The organism is Levilactobacillus yonginensis (assembly GCF_964065165.1).
GTDB lineage: Bacteria > Bacillota > Bacilli > Lactobacillales > Lactobacillaceae > Levilactobacillus > Levilactobacillus yonginensis_A.
On the sequence record NZ_OZ061549.1, the window covers coordinates 2,272,875 to 2,296,028 of the forward strand.

22 protein-coding genes are annotated in these 23,154 nt (G+C 46.9%); 17 read left to right on the top strand and 5 right to left on the bottom strand.

Annotated elements, in window-relative coordinates; genetic code table 11:
• The first annotated feature begins 55 nt into the window (after nucleotides 1-55).
• The 11 genes from AB3Y94_RS10525 to AB3Y94_RS10575 all read left to right on the top strand — a co-directional run bounded on the left by AB3Y94_RS10525 (nucleotide 56) and on the right by AB3Y94_RS10575 (nucleotide 12,245).
• Nucleotides 56-949 (top strand): energy-coupling factor transporter transmembrane component T, encoded by an 894-nt coding sequence (locus tag AB3Y94_RS10525; protein WP_367296180.1) that lies wholly within the window; start codon nucleotides 56-58, stop codon nucleotides 947-949.
• Nucleotides 937-2,595: an ABC transporter ATP-binding protein gene (locus AB3Y94_RS10530; RefSeq protein WP_367296181.1), complete on the top strand. Its 1,659-nt coding sequence runs from the start codon at nucleotides 937-939 to the stop codon at nucleotides 2,593-2,595. Before AB3Y94_RS10525 ends, AB3Y94_RS10530 begins: the two co-directional genes overlap by 13 nt.
• A complete protein-coding gene (locus AB3Y94_RS10535; RefSeq protein WP_367296182.1) occupies nucleotides 2,582-3,277 on the top strand; it encodes an ECF transporter S component in 696 nt (231 codons plus the stop codon). Before AB3Y94_RS10530 ends, AB3Y94_RS10535 begins: the two co-directional genes overlap by 14 nt.
• A 14-nt stretch (nucleotides 3,278-3,291) precedes the next feature.
• Entirely contained in the window at nucleotides 3,292-4,341 is a 1,050-nt protein-coding gene (locus AB3Y94_RS10540) for a fucose-binding lectin II (protein WP_367296183.1), read from the top strand.
• 23 nt (nucleotides 4,342-4,364) lie between these two features.
• Nucleotides 4,365-5,033, top strand: coding sequence for a DUF4430 domain-containing protein (locus tag AB3Y94_RS10545; protein ID WP_367296184.1), 669 nt, complete (start codon nucleotides 4,365-4,367; stop codon nucleotides 5,031-5,033).
• A 301-nt stretch (nucleotides 5,034-5,334) separates the two neighbouring features.
• The gene (locus tag AB3Y94_RS10550; RefSeq protein ID WP_367296185.1) at nucleotides 5,335-6,504 is read left to right on the top strand and encodes an MFS transporter; all 1,170 of its coding nucleotides are present in this window, start codon (nucleotides 5,335-5,337) and stop codon (nucleotides 6,502-6,504) included.
• Between the two features lie 42 nt (nucleotides 6,505-6,546).
• Entirely contained in the window at nucleotides 6,547-7,734 is a 1,188-nt protein-coding gene (locus tag AB3Y94_RS10555; RefSeq protein WP_367296186.1) for an MFS transporter, read from the top strand.
• A 61-nt stretch (nucleotides 7,735-7,795) separates the two neighbouring features.
• Complete coding sequence (locus AB3Y94_RS10560) at nucleotides 7,796-8,638, top strand: aldo/keto reductase (protein WP_367296187.1); 843 nt, start codon at nucleotides 7,796-7,798, stop codon at nucleotides 8,636-8,638.
• A 322-nt stretch (nucleotides 8,639-8,960) separates the two neighbouring features.
• On the top strand, nucleotides 8,961-9,974 hold the full coding sequence (locus tag AB3Y94_RS10565; protein ID WP_367296188.1) for an ADP-ribosylglycohydrolase family protein: 1,014 nt from the start codon (nucleotides 8,961-8,963) through the stop codon (nucleotides 9,972-9,974).
• Between the two features lie 14 nt (nucleotides 9,975-9,988).
• Entirely contained in the window at nucleotides 9,989-11,353 is a 1,365-nt protein-coding gene (locus AB3Y94_RS10570; protein WP_367296189.1) for a cytosine permease, read from the top strand.
• Between the two features lies 1 nt (nucleotide 11,354).
• Nucleotides 11,355-12,245 carry a PfkB family carbohydrate kinase gene (locus AB3Y94_RS10575; RefSeq protein ID WP_367296190.1) on the top strand — a complete coding sequence of 297 codons (891 nt, stop codon included), beginning with the start codon at nucleotides 11,355-11,357 and terminating at the stop codon, nucleotides 12,243-12,245.
• Between the two features lie 70 nt (nucleotides 12,246-12,315).
• On the opposite strand, the gene AB3Y94_RS10580 is transcribed toward AB3Y94_RS10575, so the two are convergent.
• From AB3Y94_RS10580 to AB3Y94_RS10590, 3 genes are all read right to left on the bottom strand, one after another.
• Entirely contained in the window at nucleotides 12,316-14,061 is a 1,746-nt protein-coding gene (locus AB3Y94_RS10580) for a SpaA isopeptide-forming pilin-related protein (RefSeq protein ID WP_367296191.1), read from the bottom strand.
• A 604-nt stretch (nucleotides 14,062-14,665) separates the two neighbouring features.
• Nucleotides 14,666-15,409, bottom strand: coding sequence for a DUF4811 domain-containing protein (locus tag AB3Y94_RS10585; RefSeq protein ID WP_367296192.1), 744 nt, complete (start codon nucleotides 15,407-15,409; stop codon nucleotides 14,666-14,668).
• Entirely contained in the window at nucleotides 15,406-16,848 is a 1,443-nt protein-coding gene (locus AB3Y94_RS10590) for an MDR family MFS transporter (RefSeq protein ID WP_367296193.1), read from the bottom strand. Before AB3Y94_RS10590 ends, AB3Y94_RS10585 begins: the two co-directional genes overlap by 4 nt.
• A gap of 155 nt (nucleotides 16,849-17,003) precedes the next feature.
• Here AB3Y94_RS10590 and AB3Y94_RS10595 point away from each other — a divergent pair, with 155 nt between their 5' ends.
• From AB3Y94_RS10595 to AB3Y94_RS10615, 5 genes are all read left to right on the top strand, one after another.
• Nucleotides 17,004-17,570 carry a TetR/AcrR family transcriptional regulator gene (locus AB3Y94_RS10595; protein ID WP_367296194.1) on the top strand — a complete coding sequence of 189 codons (567 nt, stop codon included), beginning with the start codon at nucleotides 17,004-17,006 and terminating at the stop codon, nucleotides 17,568-17,570.
• Between the two features lie 110 nt (nucleotides 17,571-17,680).
• Nucleotides 17,681-18,100 carry a MerR family transcriptional regulator gene (locus AB3Y94_RS10600; RefSeq protein ID WP_367296195.1) on the top strand — a complete coding sequence of 140 codons (420 nt, stop codon included), beginning with the start codon at nucleotides 17,681-17,683 and terminating at the stop codon, nucleotides 18,098-18,100.
• Nucleotides 18,101-18,115: 15 nt separating this feature from the next.
• Nucleotides 18,116-18,526, top strand: a complete 411-nt coding sequence (locus AB3Y94_RS10605; protein WP_367296196.1) for a cupin domain-containing protein — start codon at nucleotides 18,116-18,118, stop codon at nucleotides 18,524-18,526.
• Between the two features lie 12 nt (nucleotides 18,527-18,538).
• Nucleotides 18,539-18,859 carry a carboxymuconolactone decarboxylase family protein gene (locus tag AB3Y94_RS10610; RefSeq protein ID WP_125685294.1) on the top strand — a complete coding sequence of 107 codons (321 nt, stop codon included), beginning with the start codon at nucleotides 18,539-18,541 and terminating at the stop codon, nucleotides 18,857-18,859.
• Nucleotides 18,860-19,000: 141 nt separating this feature from the next.
• Nucleotides 19,001-20,131, top strand: coding sequence for a glycosyl hydrolase family 8 (locus tag AB3Y94_RS10615; RefSeq protein WP_367296197.1), 1,131 nt, complete (start codon nucleotides 19,001-19,003; stop codon nucleotides 20,129-20,131).
• A 211-nt stretch (nucleotides 20,132-20,342) separates the two neighbouring features.
• Here AB3Y94_RS10615 and AB3Y94_RS10620 read toward each other — a convergent pair whose 3' ends face one another.
• Both AB3Y94_RS10620 and AB3Y94_RS10625 read right to left on the bottom strand, forming a co-directional pair.
• Nucleotides 20,343-21,287 carry a GH25 family lysozyme gene (locus AB3Y94_RS10620; protein ID WP_367296198.1) on the bottom strand — a complete coding sequence of 315 codons (945 nt, stop codon included), beginning with the start codon at nucleotides 21,285-21,287 and terminating at the stop codon, nucleotides 20,343-20,345.
• A 146-nt stretch (nucleotides 21,288-21,433) separates the two neighbouring features.
• Nucleotides 21,434-22,363 (bottom strand): matrixin family metalloprotease, encoded by a 930-nt coding sequence (locus tag AB3Y94_RS10625; protein ID WP_367296199.1) that lies wholly within the window; start codon nucleotides 22,361-22,363, stop codon nucleotides 21,434-21,436.
• A 222-nt stretch (nucleotides 22,364-22,585) separates the two neighbouring features.
• Here AB3Y94_RS10625 and AB3Y94_RS10630 point away from each other — a divergent pair, with 222 nt between their 5' ends.
• On the top strand, nucleotides 22,586-23,146 hold the full coding sequence (locus AB3Y94_RS10630) for a DNA-3-methyladenine glycosylase I (RefSeq protein WP_367296200.1): 561 nt from the start codon (nucleotides 22,586-22,588) through the stop codon (nucleotides 23,144-23,146).
• Nucleotides 23,147-23,154 lie beyond the last annotated feature (8 nt).

Sequence of the window (23,154 nt, forward strand, 5' to 3'; positions counted from 1 at the left end):
CGATTTAATTACTAGATATAGTATGGACTAGGCACGTTGAAATGGGGGGATCACCTTGCAGACAGTCGACATTCAATCAAACCAGTTTTTGGGACAGTGCCACCCGTTAGCCTTGGTGCTATATTTTGGTGAGCTATTTACGGGATTGCTGCTCTTTAATCATGTTTTGATTACCGGGTTGTTCTTTTTAGCATTGTGCGGATTGTGTAGCTGGTATTTTGGTAGTCGGACAGTTTGGCGGCTCGTTCGTTCGGTACTGTCGTTGATGGGCCTGATTCTAGTTTTAAATATCCTGCTGAACCATTCAGGAGCTAGCTGGTGGCAGATTACTATAGGAACTTGGCACTGGGGAGTCTCACAGGTTGGTGTCCTGTATGGCGCAACGATGGCCCTTTCACTGGGGGGGATGATCATGGCGTTTATGTTGTTTAACGGCTGCGTAACGACGAGTCAGTTAAGAGCCCTTCTAAATCCAGTAGCGCCCAGGTTGGCAATGTTGTTAACACTGGCAATTCGGTTCGTGAACCTCTTTATCCAACAATTTCGGCGGTTGATACTCCTCCAGCGGACGCGAGGATCGGTGGTAACGGCGGGACCGTGGCGGCAACGGTTAACCAAGACGGGGAGTTTGCTCCGGGTCCTCTTACTGGGGAGTATTTCACGGGCAATGGAAACGGCTATTTTGATGGAGGCTCGGGGCTACGGTGGGCGGCAGCATAGCCAGTACCGCCACTACCGCTGGCGACTGGCTGATACGTTGTTTACGTTAATGGCGAGTGGATTATTTGTGATGGTCCTTGGCCTGCGTGTCCGTGGTTGGGGGATCACGATGAATGTACGGGACTTACCGGGAATATTGGCAACGGATTGGTGGGTGGTAGGTGCGGCTAGTTTGCTGGTTGGTTTACCACTCATTGGGGAAGGACTTTATCGATTATGCCAGAACTAATGAGTCTGAAGCAGTTGACCTTTACCTATCCGGCAACCACCAAGCCGGCCCTAAACGGTATCGATTTAAGCATTGTCAGCGGTGATTTTATGGTAATTGTGGGCGCCACTGGGAGTGGGAAGACGACGTTGTTACGCCAGCTAAAACCAGAGCTGATTCCAGCTGGCAAGCTTTCGGGAGCTGTCCAGTATCAGGGACGGTCTATTCAGAAATTAAGTACGACCGCAAGTGCCCGCGCAATCGGGGTAGTGACGCAAGATCCAGTGGTTCAGCCAGTTATGGCAACGGTAATTGAAGAACTCGCTTTTTCACTCGAAAACGTTGGTGTTCCGGCAGCTAGTATGCCTGGAAGAATTGCTGAAATCGCTAATTTTTTAGGATTAGATCAAATCTTACATACGCCGTTGCAGAATTTGTCAGGGGGGCAGTTGCAGCTCGTTAATTTAGCATCGGCTTTAGTTCTCCATCCCGCCATTTTACTACTGGATGAACCGACCGCCCAGCTTGATCCCGTGACAGCGCAGAACTTCTTAAACGTGCTACAACAGGTGCATCGAGAACTGGGGTTAACCATTGTAATGAGCGAACATCGCCTGGACCGAGTCCTGCCGTTAGCTAATCGGTTGGTCATCATGGAAGCCGGCACCTGTCTAGCAGCTGGAGCGGTGATAACGGGACTGCGGTTGATGGCTCAGCACGCTGAGCTAACCAGCTTTGTACCAGCGATTCCCAATTTCTTTGTGCACCAGCACTTGACCGATCGAAGGTTGCCGCTGACAGTTGCGACGGGTCGGCCAATACTTGAACAACGAGGTGTATCGTTTAAGCTACGACCGACTGTCCTGCCCAGGCAGTTATCTGGTTCACCCCTACTGACGGTGTCTGGCGTATCATTTCACTACGACCAGCAACTACCTACGTTGCGGACTATCGATGCCACCTTTACCACCGGAACCTGGGTGGCGATCTTAGGTAAAAATGGTGCGGGAAAATCCACGTTACTGAGCGTACTCGCGGGACTACGCAAGCCCCAGCACGGCAAAGTACGGTTAGATAATCAGATTATTTGGAAATTAAAAAATAGCGCGTTGATTCGACAGGTCGGCGTACTGTCACAGCATCCAATCGATCAGTTCACCGGGCTAACGGTGCGCGAAGAACTTATGGCCCAAGCACGATTAGGCAATGGACCCGCCACTGTGACGGCGGTCACGGAGTGGTTAATCAAATTACAGTTAACCGCAGTGGCTGATCAAAACGTTTTCGATTTGAGCGGCGGTCAGCAACAGTTAGTAGGGTTGGGGCTGGCCTTGATTACGCGACCACAGTTATTGTTGCTTGATGAGCCTACCAAAGGGTTAGACCCAGCGACTAAGCAAGTGGTCGGCCGGTTACTAGAAAAGTATCGTGCAGCGGGCGTGACCATTATTATGGCTAGCCATGACGTTGAATTTAGTGCACAGTTTGCGACTCATGGAACCTTTATGTTTGATGGACAATTGACGCCCGTGCAGCCTGGTCGAAAATTTTTTACGACAAACTTTGTGGCTACGACGGCAATTAATCGACTGCTACGACAATGGTTGCCTCAGGCCTTATTTAGCGCGGATGTGGAGCGAAAAGGTGGGGCGGATGATAAAAATTAATTGGTGGGAGCGTAATCGTTCCTGGTTGTTAGGACTGACGGTTATGCTGGTGTTACTGGCAGGACTATTGACGCTAAAGGGTCGCCATTACTTGCTCTTTAGTGTGGCTTGCCTAGCTTGTAGTTTAGTGCCAGCTTATTGGCACTTTGAGCATCGTCACATGCAGACCCGACTACTGGTGTTCTTAGCAATCATGATTGCGCTAGGCGTTTTGGGACGGGTGCCCTTCGCGGCAATTCCTAACGTTCAGTTGACTAGTTTTGTGGTGATTGTTAGTGCCGTTGTGCTGGGCCCTGAACTGGGTTTTGTGAGTGGTTCAATGATGGCATTGGTATCCAACCTCTTCCTCGGTCAGGGGCCTTGGACGCCGTGGCAAATGTTGGCCTGGGGTCTGATGGGGGTCACCACCGGTTTGTTGGGCCGAACCTCCCTACGGAATAAAGTTGGTGTGTTAGTGATATGGGGAGGGCTCTGGGGATTCTGGTTTGGTTGGATTCTGGATCTATGGTATGCGTTGGCGTACGTCCGACCAGTCCGACCGGCTAGTTTATTGGTATCGTTAGCATCAAGTGCGGTTTTTGATGGCTTTCACGCAATGACGAACGCAGTGAGTCTACTGGTCCTTTACCGACCGTGGCAAACAATGATGAAACGGTTAATGATGAAATATAAATTAATTTGAAGGAGCACAATTTGATGAGTAAGGCTAGGTTAGTGACAATTGCGTTAATGACGGTTATGACTTTAGGGACAGTAACGCCTGTAACAAATGTCAATGCAGCAACGATTAAGGTAGCGTCCAAGGCGTCGCAAAAGAATAAACAAAGGGCCCTTTACGCAGCAGCTAAGAAAATGATGAAGCACAACCGGAATGGCGTTTCTGGGAAAGCTAAAATTTTTAGCAAAAAAGCCTATCCAGCGACTGGTGCCGCTTCTGGTTACTCAGACTTTTTACTGGGGCTGAAGAAACAGGGATATAAATTTACGGCGGTCCAGAAGAAAATGGTCAAGAAAAATTTAATTGTTTCCAGTAAGAGTGATCCAGCAGTTTTAGCAAATGCCATCATTGGTTTGCAGGCAATGGGAATCAATCCCAAGGCCTATCAGTCGGTTGGTACGAAGCACAAGGTCAACCTAGTGACGACACTATATAAGAAGTCGCTGACTAAGCAGACGGTGAACATTCAAAGCCAAGCCTTGATTGCCGTTTCTTCCAATAAGACGTTTAAGCGGCCTAGTAAAGCTAAGTTTTCTAAGACATCTTTGAGCAACCGAATTGCCAAGGATCAGCAATCGAATCACGGGTGGGCGTACAACAATACAGTTGCGGGTGTTGATAGTGATACCACTGCAGTTGCTGTTAACGCCCTGACCATGGGTAGGAGTCAGCGCAAGCTAGTAACAGTAGCTACGAAGAACGGCCGTGCTTATCTAAAGAAGGCGGTTTACAAGAGTGGGGCGTTTGGGTACAGTTATAACGGTAAGAACTTTGCTAACGCTAATTCAACGGCGGAGGCAATCGTCGGTTTGGCTACGAACAAAGCGGCCTTTTCGTTGATTAATCACACGGCTATCAAACGTGGTCAACAGGCCACACCATTGAGAGCAATGAACGCTTATGTGACGGCCAAAGGAACTGTCAAGGGAGCAATGGATAGTGTCTTGGCCTATGGTCAAGTTAGTCTGGCCAACAGCGCCTATCATAACGGTAAGTACACGAATAAGCTGATTTATACGTTTAAATAATTTTGAAATAGGGAGCGAGTGGCATGAAAAAAACGGTGGGAATCATGGTGGCGGTCGTCCTCACCATTTTCACAATGGGGACAGCATTAGCTATGCAACAGCGTCAGCAAGGACAAACACCTTTGGCCGCACCGGTGGGCACCCATGATTTCTCGCTAGCTAGTGGCTCAGCCCGGGTTAGTCGCCAATCCAGTCAGCACCGGCAACAGTCTGTGGCGAGGACAGTGAAAGCTGGGACAGCGGCCTCTTCAGTGCGTGCTAGCCAGTCGGACCCCAGTCAAAGCGTGTCAACCAAGATACCAGCAACGCACCGTTCGGCTAACGCCAAGACCAAGACTAGTCAGACAGTTACGGTAGCTAAGAAAAAGGCCAACGCAACCAAGACCAATCAGGCAGCTGACCAGGTTCACTTGACCGTTACTGGTTATAAAAAGAGTTTTTATCGCGGTAACCTGAAAGTTACCAGTAAGTCGACCGTCTTTTCGGTACTCCAAGACTCGAAGCTAAAGGTAGGATACCAGGGTGGTGCAGCTGTGTACGTTAGCAGCATCCACGGTCTTGCGCAAAACGATGTCAAAGTTGGCAGCGGCTGGAAGTACACAGTCAACGGCAAGTACGTTGATCAAGCGGCCAATAGCAAGCGGGTTCAGCGGGGTGATCGCGTTCATTGGTACTTCACCACTGCTAGCTAAACGGTGAGCCAGAGTGGCAATCCACTGTGGGAACCACCTTTTTCAGCCAAAGCGTCGTCGCCAGGTTCTGCGTATAAATGCCGTTTCCGACTAGTCATCCCGTATCAGTATCAAAAAAATACGACCGTGATAATTTAACGTCAATTCTAGATAAGCAGTGCTGGTGGGGACCGAAATGGCGGACTCTATCAGCACTTTTTACATGTTGGACTGACAAGTGTTCGCGTGGTAATTTCGAGGTGGATAGTGTAGTCTAGGAGAATACGTGTCTCGGAAATAAAGGCGAAGGGAAGAGAATATGATGACGAAGTATCGTTGGCAAGCCACCGCGTTTGTCTTAGTTTCATTTATGTTAGGGTGTAATGAATTTATTGTGGTGGGTGTCCTCTCGGATATTGCGTCATCTCTAAAGGTTACGGTGGCCACGGTCGGTCTGTTGGTGACCTTGTTTGCCACGGTTTTTGCCATCAGTACGCCAATCATTACGATTTTAACCAGTCGTTTCAACCGGTACCGAGTCTTCATGACGCTGATGGTCATCTTCTTGGTTGGGAATACCTGGAGTGGGTTTGCCACAAGTTTTACCATGCTGCTGATTTCACGGATGATCACGGCTGTGGTGGCCGGGTCATTAGAATCACTGGTCATTGCCTTTGCCAATGATGTGGCACCGCGGGGGAAACGCGCCGTCTTAATCTCGTGGATTTCGGCGGGATTTAGTATTGCCTCCGTCATTGGGGTCCCCGTTGGAACGGCCATCAGTACGGCAACTAGCTGGCATGATGCCTTTCATTTAATTTCGTTACTGAGCCTGTTGACGTGTTTGATACTAGCTTGGCTGTTACCTAAACACGTGCAACAAGTGCCCGGAACGATTAAGGAACAGTTGGTTCTATTGACCGATGCCCGTATCTATTGGGGAGTGACGCTGATTACACTCTCTGCCGGCACCTTGTACGCTTACTATACCTATATTCGGCCGCTACTGACAACGGCGATGGGGTTCAATACGCAGGTGTTGAATTGGCTCCTATTTGCCTTAGGAATCATGAGCATTTTTGGCAATCGGTTGTCAGGGACGTTAGCAGATAATAATGGGCTGAAATGGATGCCCCACATTTATTTAGTCACCCTGGTGTTGCTATTATTGATGCCATTGACGTTAAGCCAGGCTGTAATAGGGTTTGGCATCTTCTTGGCGTTGACCTTATTGCTGACCTTGTTGGGTTCCCCACTACAGATCTTATTTTTGGATGTGGCCGAGGCGGACTACCCACAGGCCAAAGTACTGGCTTCGTCGTTAAATGCTATTTTTTATAACGTTGGTATCTCATTGGGGTCGGCAGCAGGGTCGCTAACGTTAGCACGCAGTAGTCTGCAACATTTAGGACCAACAGCGGCCATTTTTGCTGGTGCATCGATGCTGGTGGCGCTAGTCTTGAATCATGCGATTGCTAAGCGCAGAAAGTGACGAAAAAATTGACTGTAATTTTAGGACCGGAGGAAAAGAATTGTGAATAAGTATCGTTGGCAAGCTATCGTGTTTGTCTTAGTGGCCTTCATGCTGGGCTGTAATGAATTCATTGTGGTCGGGGTGCTCTCTGACATTGCTAAGGAATATCAAATTGCTGAGGCGACGGTTGGTTATTTAGTGACGATCTTCGCGACGGTGTATGCGGTCAGTACACCGTTTATCACCATTCTGACGAGTCGGTTCAGCCGCTATAAGACCCTGATGACGCTCATGGTGATCTTTTTGATAGGGAACACGTTGAGTGGCTTGGCCGTTAACTTCACCATGTTATTGATTTCCAGAATCCTTGCCGCAATGGTAGCTGGTGCCATAATTTCATTGATTATGACTTTTGCAAGTGCCATCGCGCCCCGTAATAAACGGGCCAGTCTGGTGTCGTGGATCTTTGCCGGTTTTAGTATTGCCTCGGTGTTTGGGGTACCATTGGGAACGGCCATTAGTACAGCATATAGTTGGCACGATGCCTTTTATTTAATTTCAGTGATCAGTGCCATCACTTGTCTCTTGCTGGGATGGTTGCTCCCACGACAGGTTGAACAGGTGCAGGGGAGTATCAAGAATCAGTTGGTTCTGTTGAAAGATAGTCGGGTCTACGTTGGAATTGCGTTGGTCCTGTTCACTGCTGCAATGATGTACGCATATTACACGTACATTCGACCGTTATTGACGCAAGCAATGGGCTTTAGCACGGCTAGCTTGAACTGGTTGTTGTTTCTAATTGGTATCATGAGTATCCTATGCAATCGTTTCTCAGGGATGTTGGCTGAGCGGAATGGGTTGCGGATTATGCCCAGATTTTACGTGGCAGACATTGTCTTGCTCCTGTTGCTGCCATTTGCCTTAGGCAGTCAGTTCTTGGGGATGGGCTTCCTGTTAGTTCTGACCTTACTGGTGACCCTACTGAACTCGCCAATTCAAATTCATTTCTTAAATTTGGCAGAACAAGAATACCCACAATCAACGGTGCTCGCGTCTTCGTTGAATTCAATTTTCTTTAATTTTGGTATTTCGTTAGGATCGGCAACAGCCTCGGGTTTACTGGGGGTGGTAGGGCTTGAACGAATTAGTTGGGGAGCCGCTGCTTTCGGTGTCATTTCATTGGTATTAGCCCTTATTCTAAATCGGGTTATCAGACGGCATCGTGAACACCAAGCGGAGGTTGAATAATTCATCTTATTGGGGAAGTGGAGTAAGCTGAGGTCAATTGTACTTGACGGGAGGTTATTCGATGACACAAGTTCCAGTAGTTACGTTAAATGATGGCTATCAAATGCCGGCAGTTGGTTTAGGTACATATCAGGTACGTGGTGGCGCTGGGGTCAATCAAATTTTGGAAGCCATTAAGGATGGGTATCGTAGTCTGGATACGGCGACCAATTATGATAATGAGGGAGCAGTTGGTGAAGCTATTCGCCGGTCAGGGATTCCACGGGGAGAATTTTTCGTGACGTCTAAGCTACCCGGAAAGTATCACCGTTATGAGGACGCTACTATGGCTATTCAGGAATCCTTGTACCGGATGGGTTTGACCTACTTTGATTTGTTTCTCATTCACTGGCCATTACCCAAACGAAATCATTACGTGGCAGCGTGGTGGGCGATGATTGACGCTCAAAAGCGAGGGGTGATTCGCTCGATTGGCGTCTCAAACTTTGAACCTGAGCACTTAGATCGGCTGATTAAAGAAACTGGTGTGACACCGGCGGTTAATCAGATTGAGGTGCATCCTTACTGGGTTCAAGCGCGGATGTTGCGAGCTGATCAGGAACGGGGAATTATTACGGAAGCGTGGAGCCCTCTGGGACGGGGAAGTGCTGTATTACAGGAGCCAGTTGTTCAGCAGTTGGCTCGAAAATACGGCAAAAATGTGGGGCAGATTCTTCTGCGCTGGCATTTTCAACGAGGCGTTGTTCCCATCCCCAAAGCACAGAATTTGAGCCATCAGCGGGCCAACCTGACAATCTTTGATTTTCAATTAACCACGGATGAAGAGGAAAGTATCAGTCGGTTGTCTCGCACTGATGGTCGGTTGGCGGGGCAAGACCCGAATGAGTATGAAGAATTTGATTAACTTACGAATCAGGAGAGCGAGACAAAGGTGGGTAGTTAGTGACCATTAACAGTGATAGACGGATAAACCTAGTCTTGGATTGTTTGTCTATCGGGGTTAAGCGGAATTGACTGCCGCTTGTTGTACATTTTAACCAGATACGTTCGGAGCGCAAAAAGGTTTGAGACTTTTGTCTCAAGCCTTTTTATGAACAAAGTGATTTTTAAAAAACATAAGGTTTATATGATGGAATTTATAAGACGTTAACTTGGACATTGACTTTGGTTTCGGTTATATTAGAAATCTGGACAATCGACACATCAGCTAAGTGTGAGGTGAAAGTATGCAAAATCAGACGGATAAACTGAAGGGTGTTTTGTATGGTCAAGCGATTGGTGATGCTATGGGGATGCCAGGCGAACTCTGGTCAGTTGAGCGAATCCAGCAGTACTTTGATGGGCCCATCACGACATTTTTAGATGGTCCGACCACTAATGAAGTAGCCGCTAATTTTACGAAGGGCCAGTACACGGATGATACGAATCAGGCACTAGTTATTTTAGAGGCTTTAATGGAGAGTGATTGGGTACCAGAGGCAGCGGTTTTTGGCAAGCATTTGTTACAGTGGGCGGATGCCATTGATGCGTTTGACCACAATATCTTGGGTCCGAGTTCTAAGGCAGCGCTACTGGCTCTCAAATCGGGTGCGGACGCACATCCTGTGACTGCGAGTGCGTTAACGAATGGTTGCGCCATGCGAATTGCACCCATTGGGGCGTTGTTTGATACCCGTCATTGCCAAGAGCTGGTAGACATGGTATGTGCTGTGACGCAAGTGACCCATTCATCAGATGTGGCCTTTGCGGGAGCAGCAATGGTCGCTGGGGCAGTTACGGCGGCGATGGACGATTTGGATTGGGACGACATTGTGGCATTTGCGATGACTGCTAGTGTCGTAGCCAAAGATTACGGTGTACCGACCTGGTCAGCGGACGTCACGGCCCGTCTTCGCTTAGGCCTTCAATTGGCATGGGAAAACGCTAATGATCCGGAACGGTTTGCTCGGTTGATTTATGACACTGTGGGCACGGGAACCGCAATTAGCGAGTCAGTTCCCGCAGCCGTGGCCATTGCCTATTACACACGAGATGTTCAAACGTGTGCCTTGTTCTGTGCCAATTTAGGCGGCGATACCGATACGATTGGTGCAATGGCTACCGCAATTTGTGGTGCCAAGAATGGGTATCATCGTATTTTACCAGAGTGGATCACACTAATTGATGAAGAGAATCCAGAGCATCGGTTGCTAGACTACGTGGTGCCAATGCAATCATTTAGAAATAGAACACTACTTTAAGGGGAGAATTTTTTGTGAATGAAGATGTTATTAAGGTACCAGACGCGGAGAAAATGTTAACACCAGGAAAACTTTTCTATAATTGGTTTGCCGCTAACATTGGGATTATGGGGATCGTGTTTGGTGCGATGATTGTTAGCTTTCATTTGTCCTTCTTCCAGGCGACACTGGCGTCATTGGTAGGAGGCCTATCCTTTGTCTTTCCGGGTTGGGTCGCAACCTTGGGAAAACGAGAAGGGATTACCACCTTTAAGCTTTCTCGGGCCGCTTATGGCACGCATGGAAACAAGATTCCTAACGCCATCGCTTGGTTTAATATGGTGGGTTGGTTGGCCATCAACGTGATTACGGGGACATTATTGCTGGTATCCTTGTTTAAAATTTTACATATCGCTAAAAACGGGGTGACGGTGGCTCTTGCCCTGGCAATTTTTGCAGGATTAGTTATTTTGTCAGGATTATTGGGTGAAGCAGTATTAGCTAAGATTCAGACCTGGCTATCCTGGATTTTTGGACTGCTGACGCTTATCATCCTAATCCTATTCTTAATGAAGGCCGATTGGCAGGCAGCGCTTGCAGCCCCTAGCGGACAGTGGCTAGGCGGATTTGGGCCAGCTGTCTCAATTGTGGCTGCTGGGTCAGGTATCAGCTGGTCCATGGCTGCTGCCGATTGGGGGGCTTACGTGAAGCCACAGACGAGTCAGTCCGCAACCTTTTGGAATACGACCCTGGGTGGCGCCATTCCCCTCTTCGTTTTAATGTGGGGCGGCGTATTGTTGAGTACCGTGGAGCCTTCATTGGCGACGGCCTCCAATCCAATTGATGTGATGAATGACGCCTTACCGTCATGGATTTCAGTGATTTATTTCTTAGTAGCCGCTGGTGGATTGATTCCACAATGTATCATTAGTCTCCGCTCTGCTCGGATCAACTTGGCGACAGTGGGTATCAAGGTATCACAGCAAACTTCCTTAGTGATTCACGGAGCAATCGTGGTACTGATTCCTATTTATGTACTCTTTATTTCGGGAAACTTTTTAGCTAACTTTGAACTGTTCTTGGGGTTCTTAGGAACTTGTTTAGCAGCCTGGGTTGCAATCTTTCTTTGCGATAGTGTGATGTATCGGCGGCAAGGGTACGATATTAGCTTGTTAGAAAATGATTCTCAGAATAAATATAATTGGAAGGGCATTACGTCTTGGGTGATCGCGGTTGTCACTGGTTTTCTATTTACGAACAATGCGATTTGGAATGGCCCGTTTGCTCAAGGAATCTTCCGGGATAATAGTTTGGGGGTCTTCATAGCAGGTATTGCGGCGGTCATCTGCATGTTATTACTCAAGCCAGTTGGTCGGACAAGCAAGAGTGAGGCACTTTAAAATGGCAAAACGAACGTTAGTGATTGGCGCAGCTTACGTTGATATTGTCGTGGGGCTTAATCGGTTACCTCAATCAGGAGAAGACGTTACTGGTAATCTGGAAGCGACACAGGTTGGTGGCTCGGCCTTCAATGTTCAGCGTGCTTTAGCGTATCAGGGGGCTGCTGCTGATTTACTCGCACCAGTTGGCCGGGGGACCTACGCGAGCATCGTTGACCAGGCATTTGCAGCTAGAAAGATTCCACTGCTCGTCAGGGATGATCGCGCTGATAATGGCTGGGATATCTCATTAGTTGAGGCGGATGGCGAACGAACTTTTTTAACAGTTAACGGCATTGAGCAGCTGTGGTGTGCACACTGGTTTCAATCGGTAGATCTAAGCGTTTACGATTACTTCTATATTTCTGGTTATGAATTAGAAGAACTGGGAGCTGCTGAGACTATTTTAAATGCTTTCCGTCGACGTAAAGTTGGTGCTAAGATTCTGTTTGATGCTTCACCCCGAAGTCAGTATTTACAGCCAGCGGTGTTGGAAGCCTTATTCATGCCAGGAACTATCGTGCACTGTAATGTGACGGAGGCAGGTTACTTGGTAGCAGGAGAGACGAATTATCAAGTCGTTGCCCAGCAAATCCATCGTCTAACGGGTGAGCCAGTTGTGGTTACGTTAGGTGCGGCGGGGGCCTACGTTGTAGACCAGGGCCAGGGAACGCGGGTGACTGGTGATGTTGCACGGGTGATCAATACAATTGGTGCTGGAGACAGTCATTGTGGGGGGCTGTTGGCTGCCCTCGCAGCTGGCCAGCCGTTATTAACGGCTGTCGCTGAGGCCAATCATTTGGCGGCTAAAGTGGTGGGCCAGGTTGCGGGTGCCTTAGAACACGACAGATAATTGGTTAGTCCAAAAGAGTCCGTACAATCAGAGCGATTGTACGGACTCTCTTTTAAACGTAATATGCAGATTAGCCTTTGTGTTCCAGCTTCCAATCGTAGGCACTAAGACTCGTAACAGTGAGTAACAGGATACCTAACCAAACGTAACCTTGGGTGGAACGTTCACCAGTTTGAGGTAAAGTTTGGCCCACGTAGGAACTGGCTGTAGCGCTGCTACTTGAGTGACTGCCAACACCGCTGCCAGCCGTGATGGCTCCGCCGGATGGTTGGCCGGTACTGCCATTACCAGTCGTAGTTGTGTAGGCACCATTGCCACCGGTAACGGTTTGCTGAGTACTTGGGTTACTTGTTTCGGGCTTGTGAGTCGCTGTGCCGGTAGGCTTGGTAGGCTTGATTAGTTTATTGGGTTTCTGAGGCTTCTGAGGCTTCTGAGGTTTCTGAGGTTTTTGAGGCGTTGTTGGGTTGGTAGGTGTTTCTGTTCCTGGGTTAGTAGGCGTCTCAGTTCCAGGATTAGTAGGTGTTTCTGTGCCGGTTCCTGGATTTTCCGGATTGGTAGGTGTTTCGGTGTTGCCATCGCCACCAGGGTTCTCCGGTGTACCGCCACCTTCAGAGCTGGAGTTTTCGCGAATATCAGTTGCCGTTACAGTGACCGCGGCCGTTTGTCCGTCAGTAATGGTAAAGGTAATGGGGTCCTTGCTCAATTCAAACCCAGCGGGTGGGGTAACTTCAACAAACTGATAATTACCAGGCGTGAGCCCTTCGCATTTAATGAGTCCCTCAGCATCAGTTACTAAGTTTGCTTTAATGATTTTGCCATTGGCATCTTGTAAATCGTAAACAGCGCCTGCTAGGGCTTCACCGTCAGTTTTGGCAGTTTTCTTCAAAATAACTTCGCCGGCCTGTTGATCATCACCATTACCATTACCGGTTCCGCTGCCGCCCCAGACAATACGGGCGCTGATGTTTTTGCCATTCAATGAAGCGTTATTTTTCCAGGTTCCACTGGTGCCTGAAACCGAGGGGGTGGTTTGGTAGGTCATGTTGACGGCAGTCTTGACATCGCTAAAAGTAAAGGTTAAGACGCTACCCATGATGCTGATGGCCGGTGAGATAGATCCGCCATCACTGTTGAAAAAGTTATTGCTATCGTAACTACCGGTTTGGGCATGAACACTGCCAGGAACATATTCTTGACCAGGACCGAGACTGTCAGTGACGACTGCCTGTCCCAGACTTGAACTAGTCGGGTTGAAGGCAATGTTCCAAGTCAACTTGGCTGGTGAACCGTCCGGATTGCGTTCAGACACCCAGCCAATCTTATTAATTCCCCAGTCAAGGTTTGTGTTATCTTCGGTCGTGCTCCCCTTCACATAAAATTGCAACTGTCCTGTGCGGTTCTTGGTGGTATTCGCTAATGCGCCGTTGAACGTAATGGTTCCAGTGCTTTCACCTTCCTTGATGCTAAAAGTCCCAATTTTTTGACCGTTATCGTCATAGAGTGGGAAAGTAACGTCCCGACGGCCAACGGCACTGTGTGGGAAGGTGACGGTGGCAGTGTCGCCATCCTTGATGACTTCTCCATCTGGAATACTCCAGTTGTAGTCAATCGTATAGTTATTCCACTTGCTTAAATCGCTCCCATTAGGGATGGGGGTACCGTTGGAATCTGTGATTGTTGCGCTGTTACCATCCAAACCAGATACCGTGACATTTTCCGCATGAGCAGTGATGCCACCGGCACCAAGTCCGCCAAGCATGAAGGCAGTAATGGCTATCAGAATACCAATCACGACGGTAGTAAACTTTCTTCTCATCGTAATCCTCCTCCAATCAACATTTACGAGTCTCTGTTGTTTCTAATAGTGTGTTTTACAGCAACGACTCATCAGACAAATTATTTTGACAATCTTTCAATTGCTTTATTCTCACTATAGTCGCAATCGTCAATGTTAGAGTGGGAGCGAGAAAAAAATTTAGTTGTTGAAAAACTGGCAGCATCAACTGGGAGCTTTAAGGGTGATTTGATGGTTGAATTTTCAAAATCGTGACCACTAACGTTGGTGTGAAGCAGTTTGATGGACCATTTTCTAGTTAACTAATTTGGTAAAAGACTGAGTTGTTCAGAGTAGAAACTTGGCTTGCTATGGTAGGTTAGCTAGCCCTTAAAGGTCATAGTGTGATAAATCAAAAGGCCCGTGAACGAGTCGCGGACTAGTAGAAGCATATTTATGAAATGAGTGAGGTGGTGATCGACTAGAAAAAATAAGGGATTAATTGTGGGCAATGAATAAGTTAATGACAAAAAACCTACCTTATCTTAACAGTGGCGTGAAGCAAGTGTCTGGGAAAAAGATGTTGTTTGGTCGGCGGCCTTACAAAGTTGCTAGTAAGTGATTGTGGTCAAGCCCAATTTGTGAATTACCGAACCGGTTGTGAGTGAGCAGATTTTACGAGTTTTGCCAAATCTTGGGGCAGATGTTGGTTGGCTACCAGTTGGGCTTGGTAGGTCAACTTTTTCTTTAAGGCTTGTTGCTGGTGGGTGGTCATCGTAGGCTGCAGGGCCAATGCAGCTTTAACCGAGTTGGCGACCTGTTTTTGTAGCTTGATTTTGGTTTCGGCCTCATTGGCCTTAATCGTTGTTGCTAGCCACTTGGCTTGAGTGGAACTCAGCGTCGTCCATGAGGTAGGTAGAACAAACGTATTTTGACGACGAACCAACTCGTGATGACTACCGGTCCCTTTGAATAACCACTGCCAATGTTGATTGTACGTCCAATAAGTGCGTTTGGTCGTCAGTTGGGCCTGCTTGGTTGTTTTAAGGACTACGCGGTTATTCGTCTTTAGGCTGGCCATGGTGTGTTGCTGAGTGGCGTTGGCATCCTTATAAACGTAGACTCGTTCATGTTTAGATTGGCGGATGGGCTGGTAGACTAGTAGTCCCAGTCGTTTGTCGGGTGACATTGAAGAAATACTGACTGTTGATGTGGTCGTGGTTTGATGCATTCCCCAATGCCAGTTGTCGTTACCAATCATAAGCGTCGCCATGGCACTTAGTAAGAGCAAACCGATAGTGCCAGTGATCAGTCGAGTTAATTTGGTTGGCATGAGTAATAAGCCGCCGATAAAAATTAAGATTCCGATGAATAATAGAATTAGAATCATGCGATTACCTCCTGGCGGTGAGACTTTAGGAAACAGGCAAAGATAAAGTCGAGAATGCCGAATGCCGTTGCAACCAGGAAGGCTGCGTGAAAGCCAGTCATGGCAGCTTGGTAACTTTGGTTTTGGTAAAGGAGTGGTGCCGTATTGCGTAACGTCTGGGCTGGTAAATGATTAGTCGTCACGTTAGCCAGGACGCTTCCCAGAATGGCAGTTCCCATTGAAGTCATTACCTGTCGCATGGTACTGTTAACAGCCGTACCATGGCTGAGCTGAATACCTTGAAGGTCGATGGAACTGGCTGCCGTAATCGGCATCGTTACCAGGGCGACCCCAATCATCAGAATCGTGTATTCACAGATGACGTAACTGTAAGGCGTGTTGCGGGTGAGAAAGGCAAATGGCAGGGTTCCCAGCGTTAGAAGGAAGGTCCCAATTAGAGCTAAGCGACGTCCACCCATCCGGTCATAGAGTGTGCCGCTGATTAGACTCACAACGCCATAGATTAAGGCGCCAGGTAGAATCATTAATCCAGAGTGGAATGGTGATAGGCCCCGAACTTGTTGAAGATACATAGGAAGTACGACTTGAATCCCAATCATGGCTGTATTGGACAGCGCTGTGATGAAGGATGCAATCGTAAACGACGATATTTTTAGTAAGCGGACGTTCAGGAAAGGCTGAGCCTGGGGCCATTCGTGGCGGGCAAACCAACCAATAAAGACTAAGCCAACCAAAATACCGCAAATGACGGTTACTGATCCCCAGCCGTTTTCGCCAACCTCTGAAAAGCCGTAGAGGAGACTCCCAAAACCAATTGTTGATAAGAGAATTGCGAACTTATCGATGGGCGATTTTTTAATCGGGATGACTGGCTGTACGAAGAAAAGTGACAGGACGAGAACCAAAATAACGGGTGGAATCATGACGCCAAATAGATCACGCCAGCTAGCATTGTCTAGAATCCAGCCAGAGACGGTTGGGCCTAATGCAGGTGCTAAGCCAATGACGATTCCACCGAGCCCCATCATGGCGCCCCTTTTGTCGGCAGGAAAGGTCACTAGCAAAACGGTTTGAATAGTGGGAAAGGTGATTCCCACGCCGATTGCTTGAATTAACCGTCCTAACAGGATGAGGCCAAAACTGCTGGCCGTGTAGCTGATAACTAGGCCAATTAAAAAGAAGCTGAGTGCGGTCAAATAAATTGTTCGGAGACTATAGTTGTTAATTAGCCATGCGCTGATGGGAATCATGATCCCCATGACTAGCAAAAAACCGGTGGTCAGCCATTGAACGGTGGCACTAGAAAGTGCGAAACGATTCATTAAGGTGGGGTAGGCGGTGACCAACATGTTTGTGGTCAGTGCTGTACAGAACGTTCCGAACATGAGAGTGACCATAAGTCCCACCCGATTATAAGCATGATTATTGTTAGTAGTCATTGATATAGGCCTCTTTATTTGGGGAGCACGGTGGCTCTCATTAATTAATAGGTATTATATACTGATAATTGGAGAAAATAAACTACATACATCAGTTTATTTTGAAACCGTTTCAATGTATAATAGCGAAAAGAGGCTGGAGAGGGGTACACACAATGGTGAAACGACGGACTTTATCGCATGAAAAAGTAATTGATCGGGCTAATTTGATGATTGCTGAAGAGGGGATTGACCATTTAACCATTCGGGCATTGGCCACAGCATTGGAGGTGCGACCACAATCGCTCTATAACTACGTTGAGAGCTTGAATGATTTGCTAGATCAGGTTGGGTTGCAGTTTGTTAAGGAAATTGAAGATCGGTTGATGCGTCGTTTGGTGGGGGTTTCGGGTAAAGAGGCGCTGATGGTTTTTGCCCAAGAATTTCGACAAAGTTGTAACCAGCAACAGCATTTGGCTCCCTTGCTTATGAATCCGAATGATTTACATCAGCTGACGCGGACTCACAAGGCATTGGTCGACCTGTACCAGCAAATGTTTCGGAGTCTGCACCTCGATGAAACTGGCGATACGGGATTGGTAGAATCAACACTGTATCGGTCAGTGTTGTTTGGGTTTATTATGCAGGAAATCGGGGGATTCCTGAACCTTTCTCAGCGCAAGGTCAATCAACGTTTCGAACAAACAATGGCGTTAGCAATTGATCAGTTTAAAATTGATTAGATTTGGTGGGTCGATAAAATTTATCGACCTTTTTTGTTATTTTCGCTTGCCTTAGAGTGCACTCTAAGGTGTTTACTAAGTCTTGTAAGCAATTGACGGAGGTGTTGAAGTTGGCCAGCAAACGTTATCGAATTGGCGAGTTTTCAAAGTTAGTGGGATTATCTACGTATACGTTACGCTACTATGAGAATCAGGGATTGATTCTTTCCCAACGCGATGACAATGGTGTTCGCTATTACGTTGAGGAGGACATTCGTTGGGTTGGATTTATCTTGCATTTAAAGGGAACTGGGATGCAACTCAACGACTTAAAACAGTACGTCAAGCTGCGTGCCGAAGGTGATACAACGATTGCTGAACGGCGCCAACTGTTGCAACGAGTCAAGGACAACGCTGAAGCTGAGATTGCGGAACAACAGGTGCATTTGAAAGTTTTGGGACACAAAATCGACTGGTATGATGGCAAAACAGCTCATACAATTGATGATTCGGAAAGTTTTCATGACTATTTACGGAGATTTCAGGATTAGAAAGGACACTTTAAAATGGCAAAAAATGAAGATATCAAAAATGGTGTAATTTTTCCAGCGGGCGACAAGAATGTCGCTTATCAAGACTTTTTTGTTGGTCAGAGCTATCTCCAAGGGTTAGTTAATGATCCAGATGTGAGTGTTGGCGTTGGGAACGTCACCTTTGAACCTGGTTGTCGGAATAACTGGCATATCCACCATGACGGCTTCCAGATTCTGTTGGTTACCGGTGGTGAAGGCTGGTACCAAGAAGCTGGTCAAGCGGCACGACGGTTAAAAGTGGGTGATGTGGTCGTTACCAAGGATGGTGTTAAACATTGGCATGGTGCGACAAAGGACAGTTGGTTCAGTCATATTGCTATTACGGCCGGCACGCCAGAATGGTTAGAGCCGGTTGATGATCAGGCTTATGATGCTTTAGACTAGGAGGTCTGTTAAATGGCTAAAAAACAAACTGCAGGACGCGATAATTTGGGTGACTTTGCCCCTAAATTTGCGGAACTAAACGATGATGTTTTATTCGGACAAGTGTGGTCACGAGAGGATAAACTATCAGCCCACCAACGAAGTTTGATTACTATTTCCGCTTTGATTTCTGCCGGAAACTTTGAACAATTACCAGCGCATTTAAAGATTGGTAAGGGGAACGGCATTACTAAAGATGAAATTGCCGAAGTCATTACACACCTTTCATTTTATGTTGGTTGGCCTAAAGCTTGGTCCGCTTTCAATATTGCGAAAGAAATCTTTACGGATTAATTAGCGAGTCGTCCTAGTTGAATGGGGCGACTTTTTTGATGGCGTCAATTATTAAAGAATGGTTCATTTGTTATGACAAACTATCTCTGAAAACACTATAATTTAAGTGAAATGTGAATTGTGGAAAGGAAGTAGAAATGGATGCGAAAACAGCGATGGTTACTTAGAACGTTGGGTGTGTTCCTATTAGGTGGTTTAGCCTTGGGGTTAACACTGGGACCGTCACAACCTGCACAGGCGAAGGCCAGTCAGGCAGTTGCGCAGTACAACCAATGGAAGAAAATATACGTGGGTGGCAAAACGCAAAAATACGTGAAATCGAATGATGGTTCCGGGAGCATCACGGCATTATCTGAGGGGCAGGGTTACGGGATGTTAGCCACAGTTTTGGCGGCAAAGAAGGGGGTCAAGACACGGTCGACCTTTAACCAGATGTACCAGTATTATCGTGCCCACCGGATCTCCAGTAGGTTACCTCTGATGCAGTGGCAACAGACTAAACGTTCAGGAAAGATGACCAGCCAAGGGTCGCAGAAGAATAGTGCGACGGATGGTGACTTAGATATTGCATATGCCTTGATCTTAGCGGATAAGAAGTGGGGGAGTAAGCAGGTCAACTATAAGCAGGCAGCAAAGAAGTTGTTGACTGCGATTAAACAAGAAGAACTCAACCCAACTACCCATTTACCAACCATGGGGAATTGGGCGACTAGCAGCTATGATCGGAGCAAGTTGCGGTCCTCAGATTTGATGACCGGATACTTTAAAACGTTTGCGAAATATACGAAAGATGGCACTTGGACCAAAGCAGCTAGTCGTAGCCAAGTAGCTGTTAAGAAGCTAAGTGCTCGTCATAAGACTGGCTTGTTTCCAGACTTCATCTTGGCTACGGGGAAGAGCCTTAAATTAAAGGCCGTCGCTCCTTACAGTATTGAGTCTGGAACGGATAATCAGGTTGGCTACAATGCTTGCCGGGTTCCTTGGCGACTTGCCCAAACTTATAAGTTGAAGCACGACAAGGTGACTAAGAATGCGTTGAATAAACAACTGCGCTTTTTCAATCAGAAAAAGCGGATTCAAGCAGTCTACACTTTGGGCGGTCGAACGGTAAATAACTACAGTAACGCGGCATTTGTTGCCCCAGTTCATTTTGCAGCCAAGGCGATGGGGAAGACGTCGTTAAAAAACAAAACGGCTAAGCAACTGTCCAAAAAAATTCCGCGAAAGAATTACTATTCCGCAACACTGCAAGTTGTCACTGGCTTGGAATGATTTAATCAGTCAGGTGAACACTAAAGAGAACGCGATAAAAGGCGGTTAGTCAGCAAGTATTAACGTCAATAGACGAATAATCCCAGTCTTGTGTTGTTAGTCTATCCGAGTTAAACGAAGTTGGCGGTCTTTTTTCGTACGTTTTGACCATATACATTTGGAATACAAAAAAAGGTTTGAGACTTTTGTCCCAAACCTTTTATTTACGATTTTAGTAAGTTGAAACGTATGCTTGGTTGGCAGTGACGTACTTACCGTTCGTTAATTGGAAACGGTAAGCGTTCTTGTTGTTCTTAACAATTGATTTGACGGCTAACTTCTTACCAGCAGCCACTTTAGTTCCACGATGACTCTTGGTAAAGAGGGTGGAAGAATATTCGTAAACAGCCTTCTTGGTCTTGACACCCGTGACATCACTAGCTGAGGTGTAGTAGCTAGCCTTGGAGTGGGTCGTGTTACCTGAGAACCAACTCTTAACGGCGGCGTTGTCTAAGACCTTGTTCAAGTCAACATTTCCACTGATACCGGACACTCTACCTGAACTCGTGTGTTGCCATAAGTCAACGGAGGTACCTGAAACTTTAGGCTTGGTAGAACTGTACTTGGCAATCCAGGTTCCATCGAACTTGGAGAAGTTCAAGTTGTTGGAGTTAGCGTACCATTCACCAGAGTACATGATCAATGGCTTGTCAGTTAAACTACGCATAGTCTTTAACCAGGCATTAACGTAAGTTTGTTCCTTACTTTTGGCACCGGGCATCCGCTTTTCTTCATCCAGTGCGTAGAACTTCGTGTGGGAGTTACTTCGCTTGTAGAAGTCTTTGGCTTCTCGTTGAGCATCCTTCACGCTGGTAAATTCGGCAAACATGTATTGGCCAAATGGAACGCCATACTTGTATGCGCCTTTAGCGTTAACGTTCCGCTTGCTGTCAACCATGTAACCAGTGTCACCCTTACTACCGTGTTGCACCCGAATAATGGCGTACTTTAAGTCCTTGGACGCCTTCTTCCAGTTGATATTTCCTTGGTATTGCGAAATATCAGCAACTTTTTTGCCGGCGGCGTTCGCAGTGGTAGTGTTTAAACTAACTCCAACAGCGACAACAGCAGCAAAGGCAGCTAATCCGGCCCCTAATTTACGTAAACTAATTTGCATGAATGATGTCCTCCTCAGTATTTGAATCCATTGTACACGGTAACCAAAGCGAACAGGTTACTAGAAATTTACAATTAGTTACAGTTCGATTGCAAATAAAAAAGATTGTGACCAAAAATTCGGCCGCAATCTTTTGACGTAGTTAATCAGTGTACTGCTGTGTAAATCTTTAAAGCCAGTTTTGCCCGGGCCTTGTCAGTTTTGGTGACGGGCGTGTACTTGGATAAACCGGCCTTAACTTTTTTGTAGCTATAAACATTGCTATTGCCGCTCTCATAGTACATGAGATCCTTGGCATTTGGTGAGTGGTTCAGGCCCATGACGTGGCCCATTTCGTGAGCGATGATGCTAGCGTAGGCATACATCCGGCCAGTATTGGCATAGCTTTTTTCGACTGCCTTCACGTCCTTAACTAACGTAGAATAGGCTGGCAGGGACGTTTCAACATTACCGGCTTCTTGATCGAATAACGTTGTATAGTTTTTATCACTAGTGGAGACGCCCTTGGCAACGAGGTTAGCCTTAGCTTTAGCTTCAATAGTGCTCTTGTATTGTCTGTAGAAGGAATCGTTCAGTTGTTCCGTCATTGCTGAACCAATTTCTTGTTTTTCAGCAGTGTAGTAGGATTGTCGAATCTGCAACTTTTTCTTAGCAGGAGTCCACCAGGCGTCACTTGAATCACTCTTGCTAGGCTTAGCCTTGGATACTGAGAACGTTAGCGTGTGGGACTTTTTAGTTCCCTGCGTAAATTCCTTTTTTCCTAATTGTTTGTTCCAGTAGTTCATGGCTACTTTGACGCTTTGCTTAAGGTTCTTGTCTTTAGTATTGACATAAACCACGGCTTTGCCGTTCTTCTTCAAAGCAGTTTGTGCATCGAACGCTAATTTGTATTTTTTACCCAGAGTTTTAGCGTGTTTGCGGTAGTAACTCGAACTTTTCTTGAGCGTGGTTGTCGATGGTGTGACACTTGCGGCTTCCGCTGTGATTGCACTGCTACTGACAACGGGGGTCACTAACAAGGTAGCGCCTGCTACCATGAGAAGTGAACGGACCCTTAGATGGTGTAATCTGCGCATGATGTTAACCTCCCTTAATTCCCCAAAACATTCAACATTTACAATAGCATAGGCTTTTACAATCACCTGGTCAAGTGAAAGAATCCGAAAAATTATTCACGCTATTATTCTTGTCTAATGGGCATGATGACGCTTCCAAATAATAATAAATAGAACGTTTGTTTGGTTGAACTGAGGCAATCTGGTATAGTAGTTTTAGAAGAGAATCTGGAGGACTGAGAAATGGCTAAACGATGTGACTGGGCGAACTCTTCGCCTGCAATGCAACGGTATCATGATGAGGAATGGTGTCGACCAGAACACAATCAACAGAAGCTATTTGAATTGTTATGCTTGGAAACGTATCAGGCGGGGCTGAGTTGGCAAACGGTGATTAATAAGCGTGCTGCCTTTCAACAAGACTTCCATGACTTCAAAATTGAACGGGTGGCGGCAATGACGTCGGTGGATGTTGATCAGCTAATGACTGATTCACGAATCATTCGTAATCGGCGCAAACTAGAAGCTACGGTCAACAATGCTCACGTAATCCAGGAGTGGTCGGCACCGGTCGACTTTTCAAGTTGGTTGTGGCAATTTGTGGGTGGTCAGCCGATTCGGCATGCCGTAAACACTACTGCGGAAGTGCCTGCAACGACAGATTTGGCCCAGCATATTTCAAGAGAGATGAAGAAACTAGGATTTAAATTTGTGGGGCCTATGACGGTGTATTCATTTTTACAGGCAGCAGGCTTAGTTAATGATCATTTGCTCAGTTGTGACTGGGCGCCGGAGAATCAATAAGGAGAGGA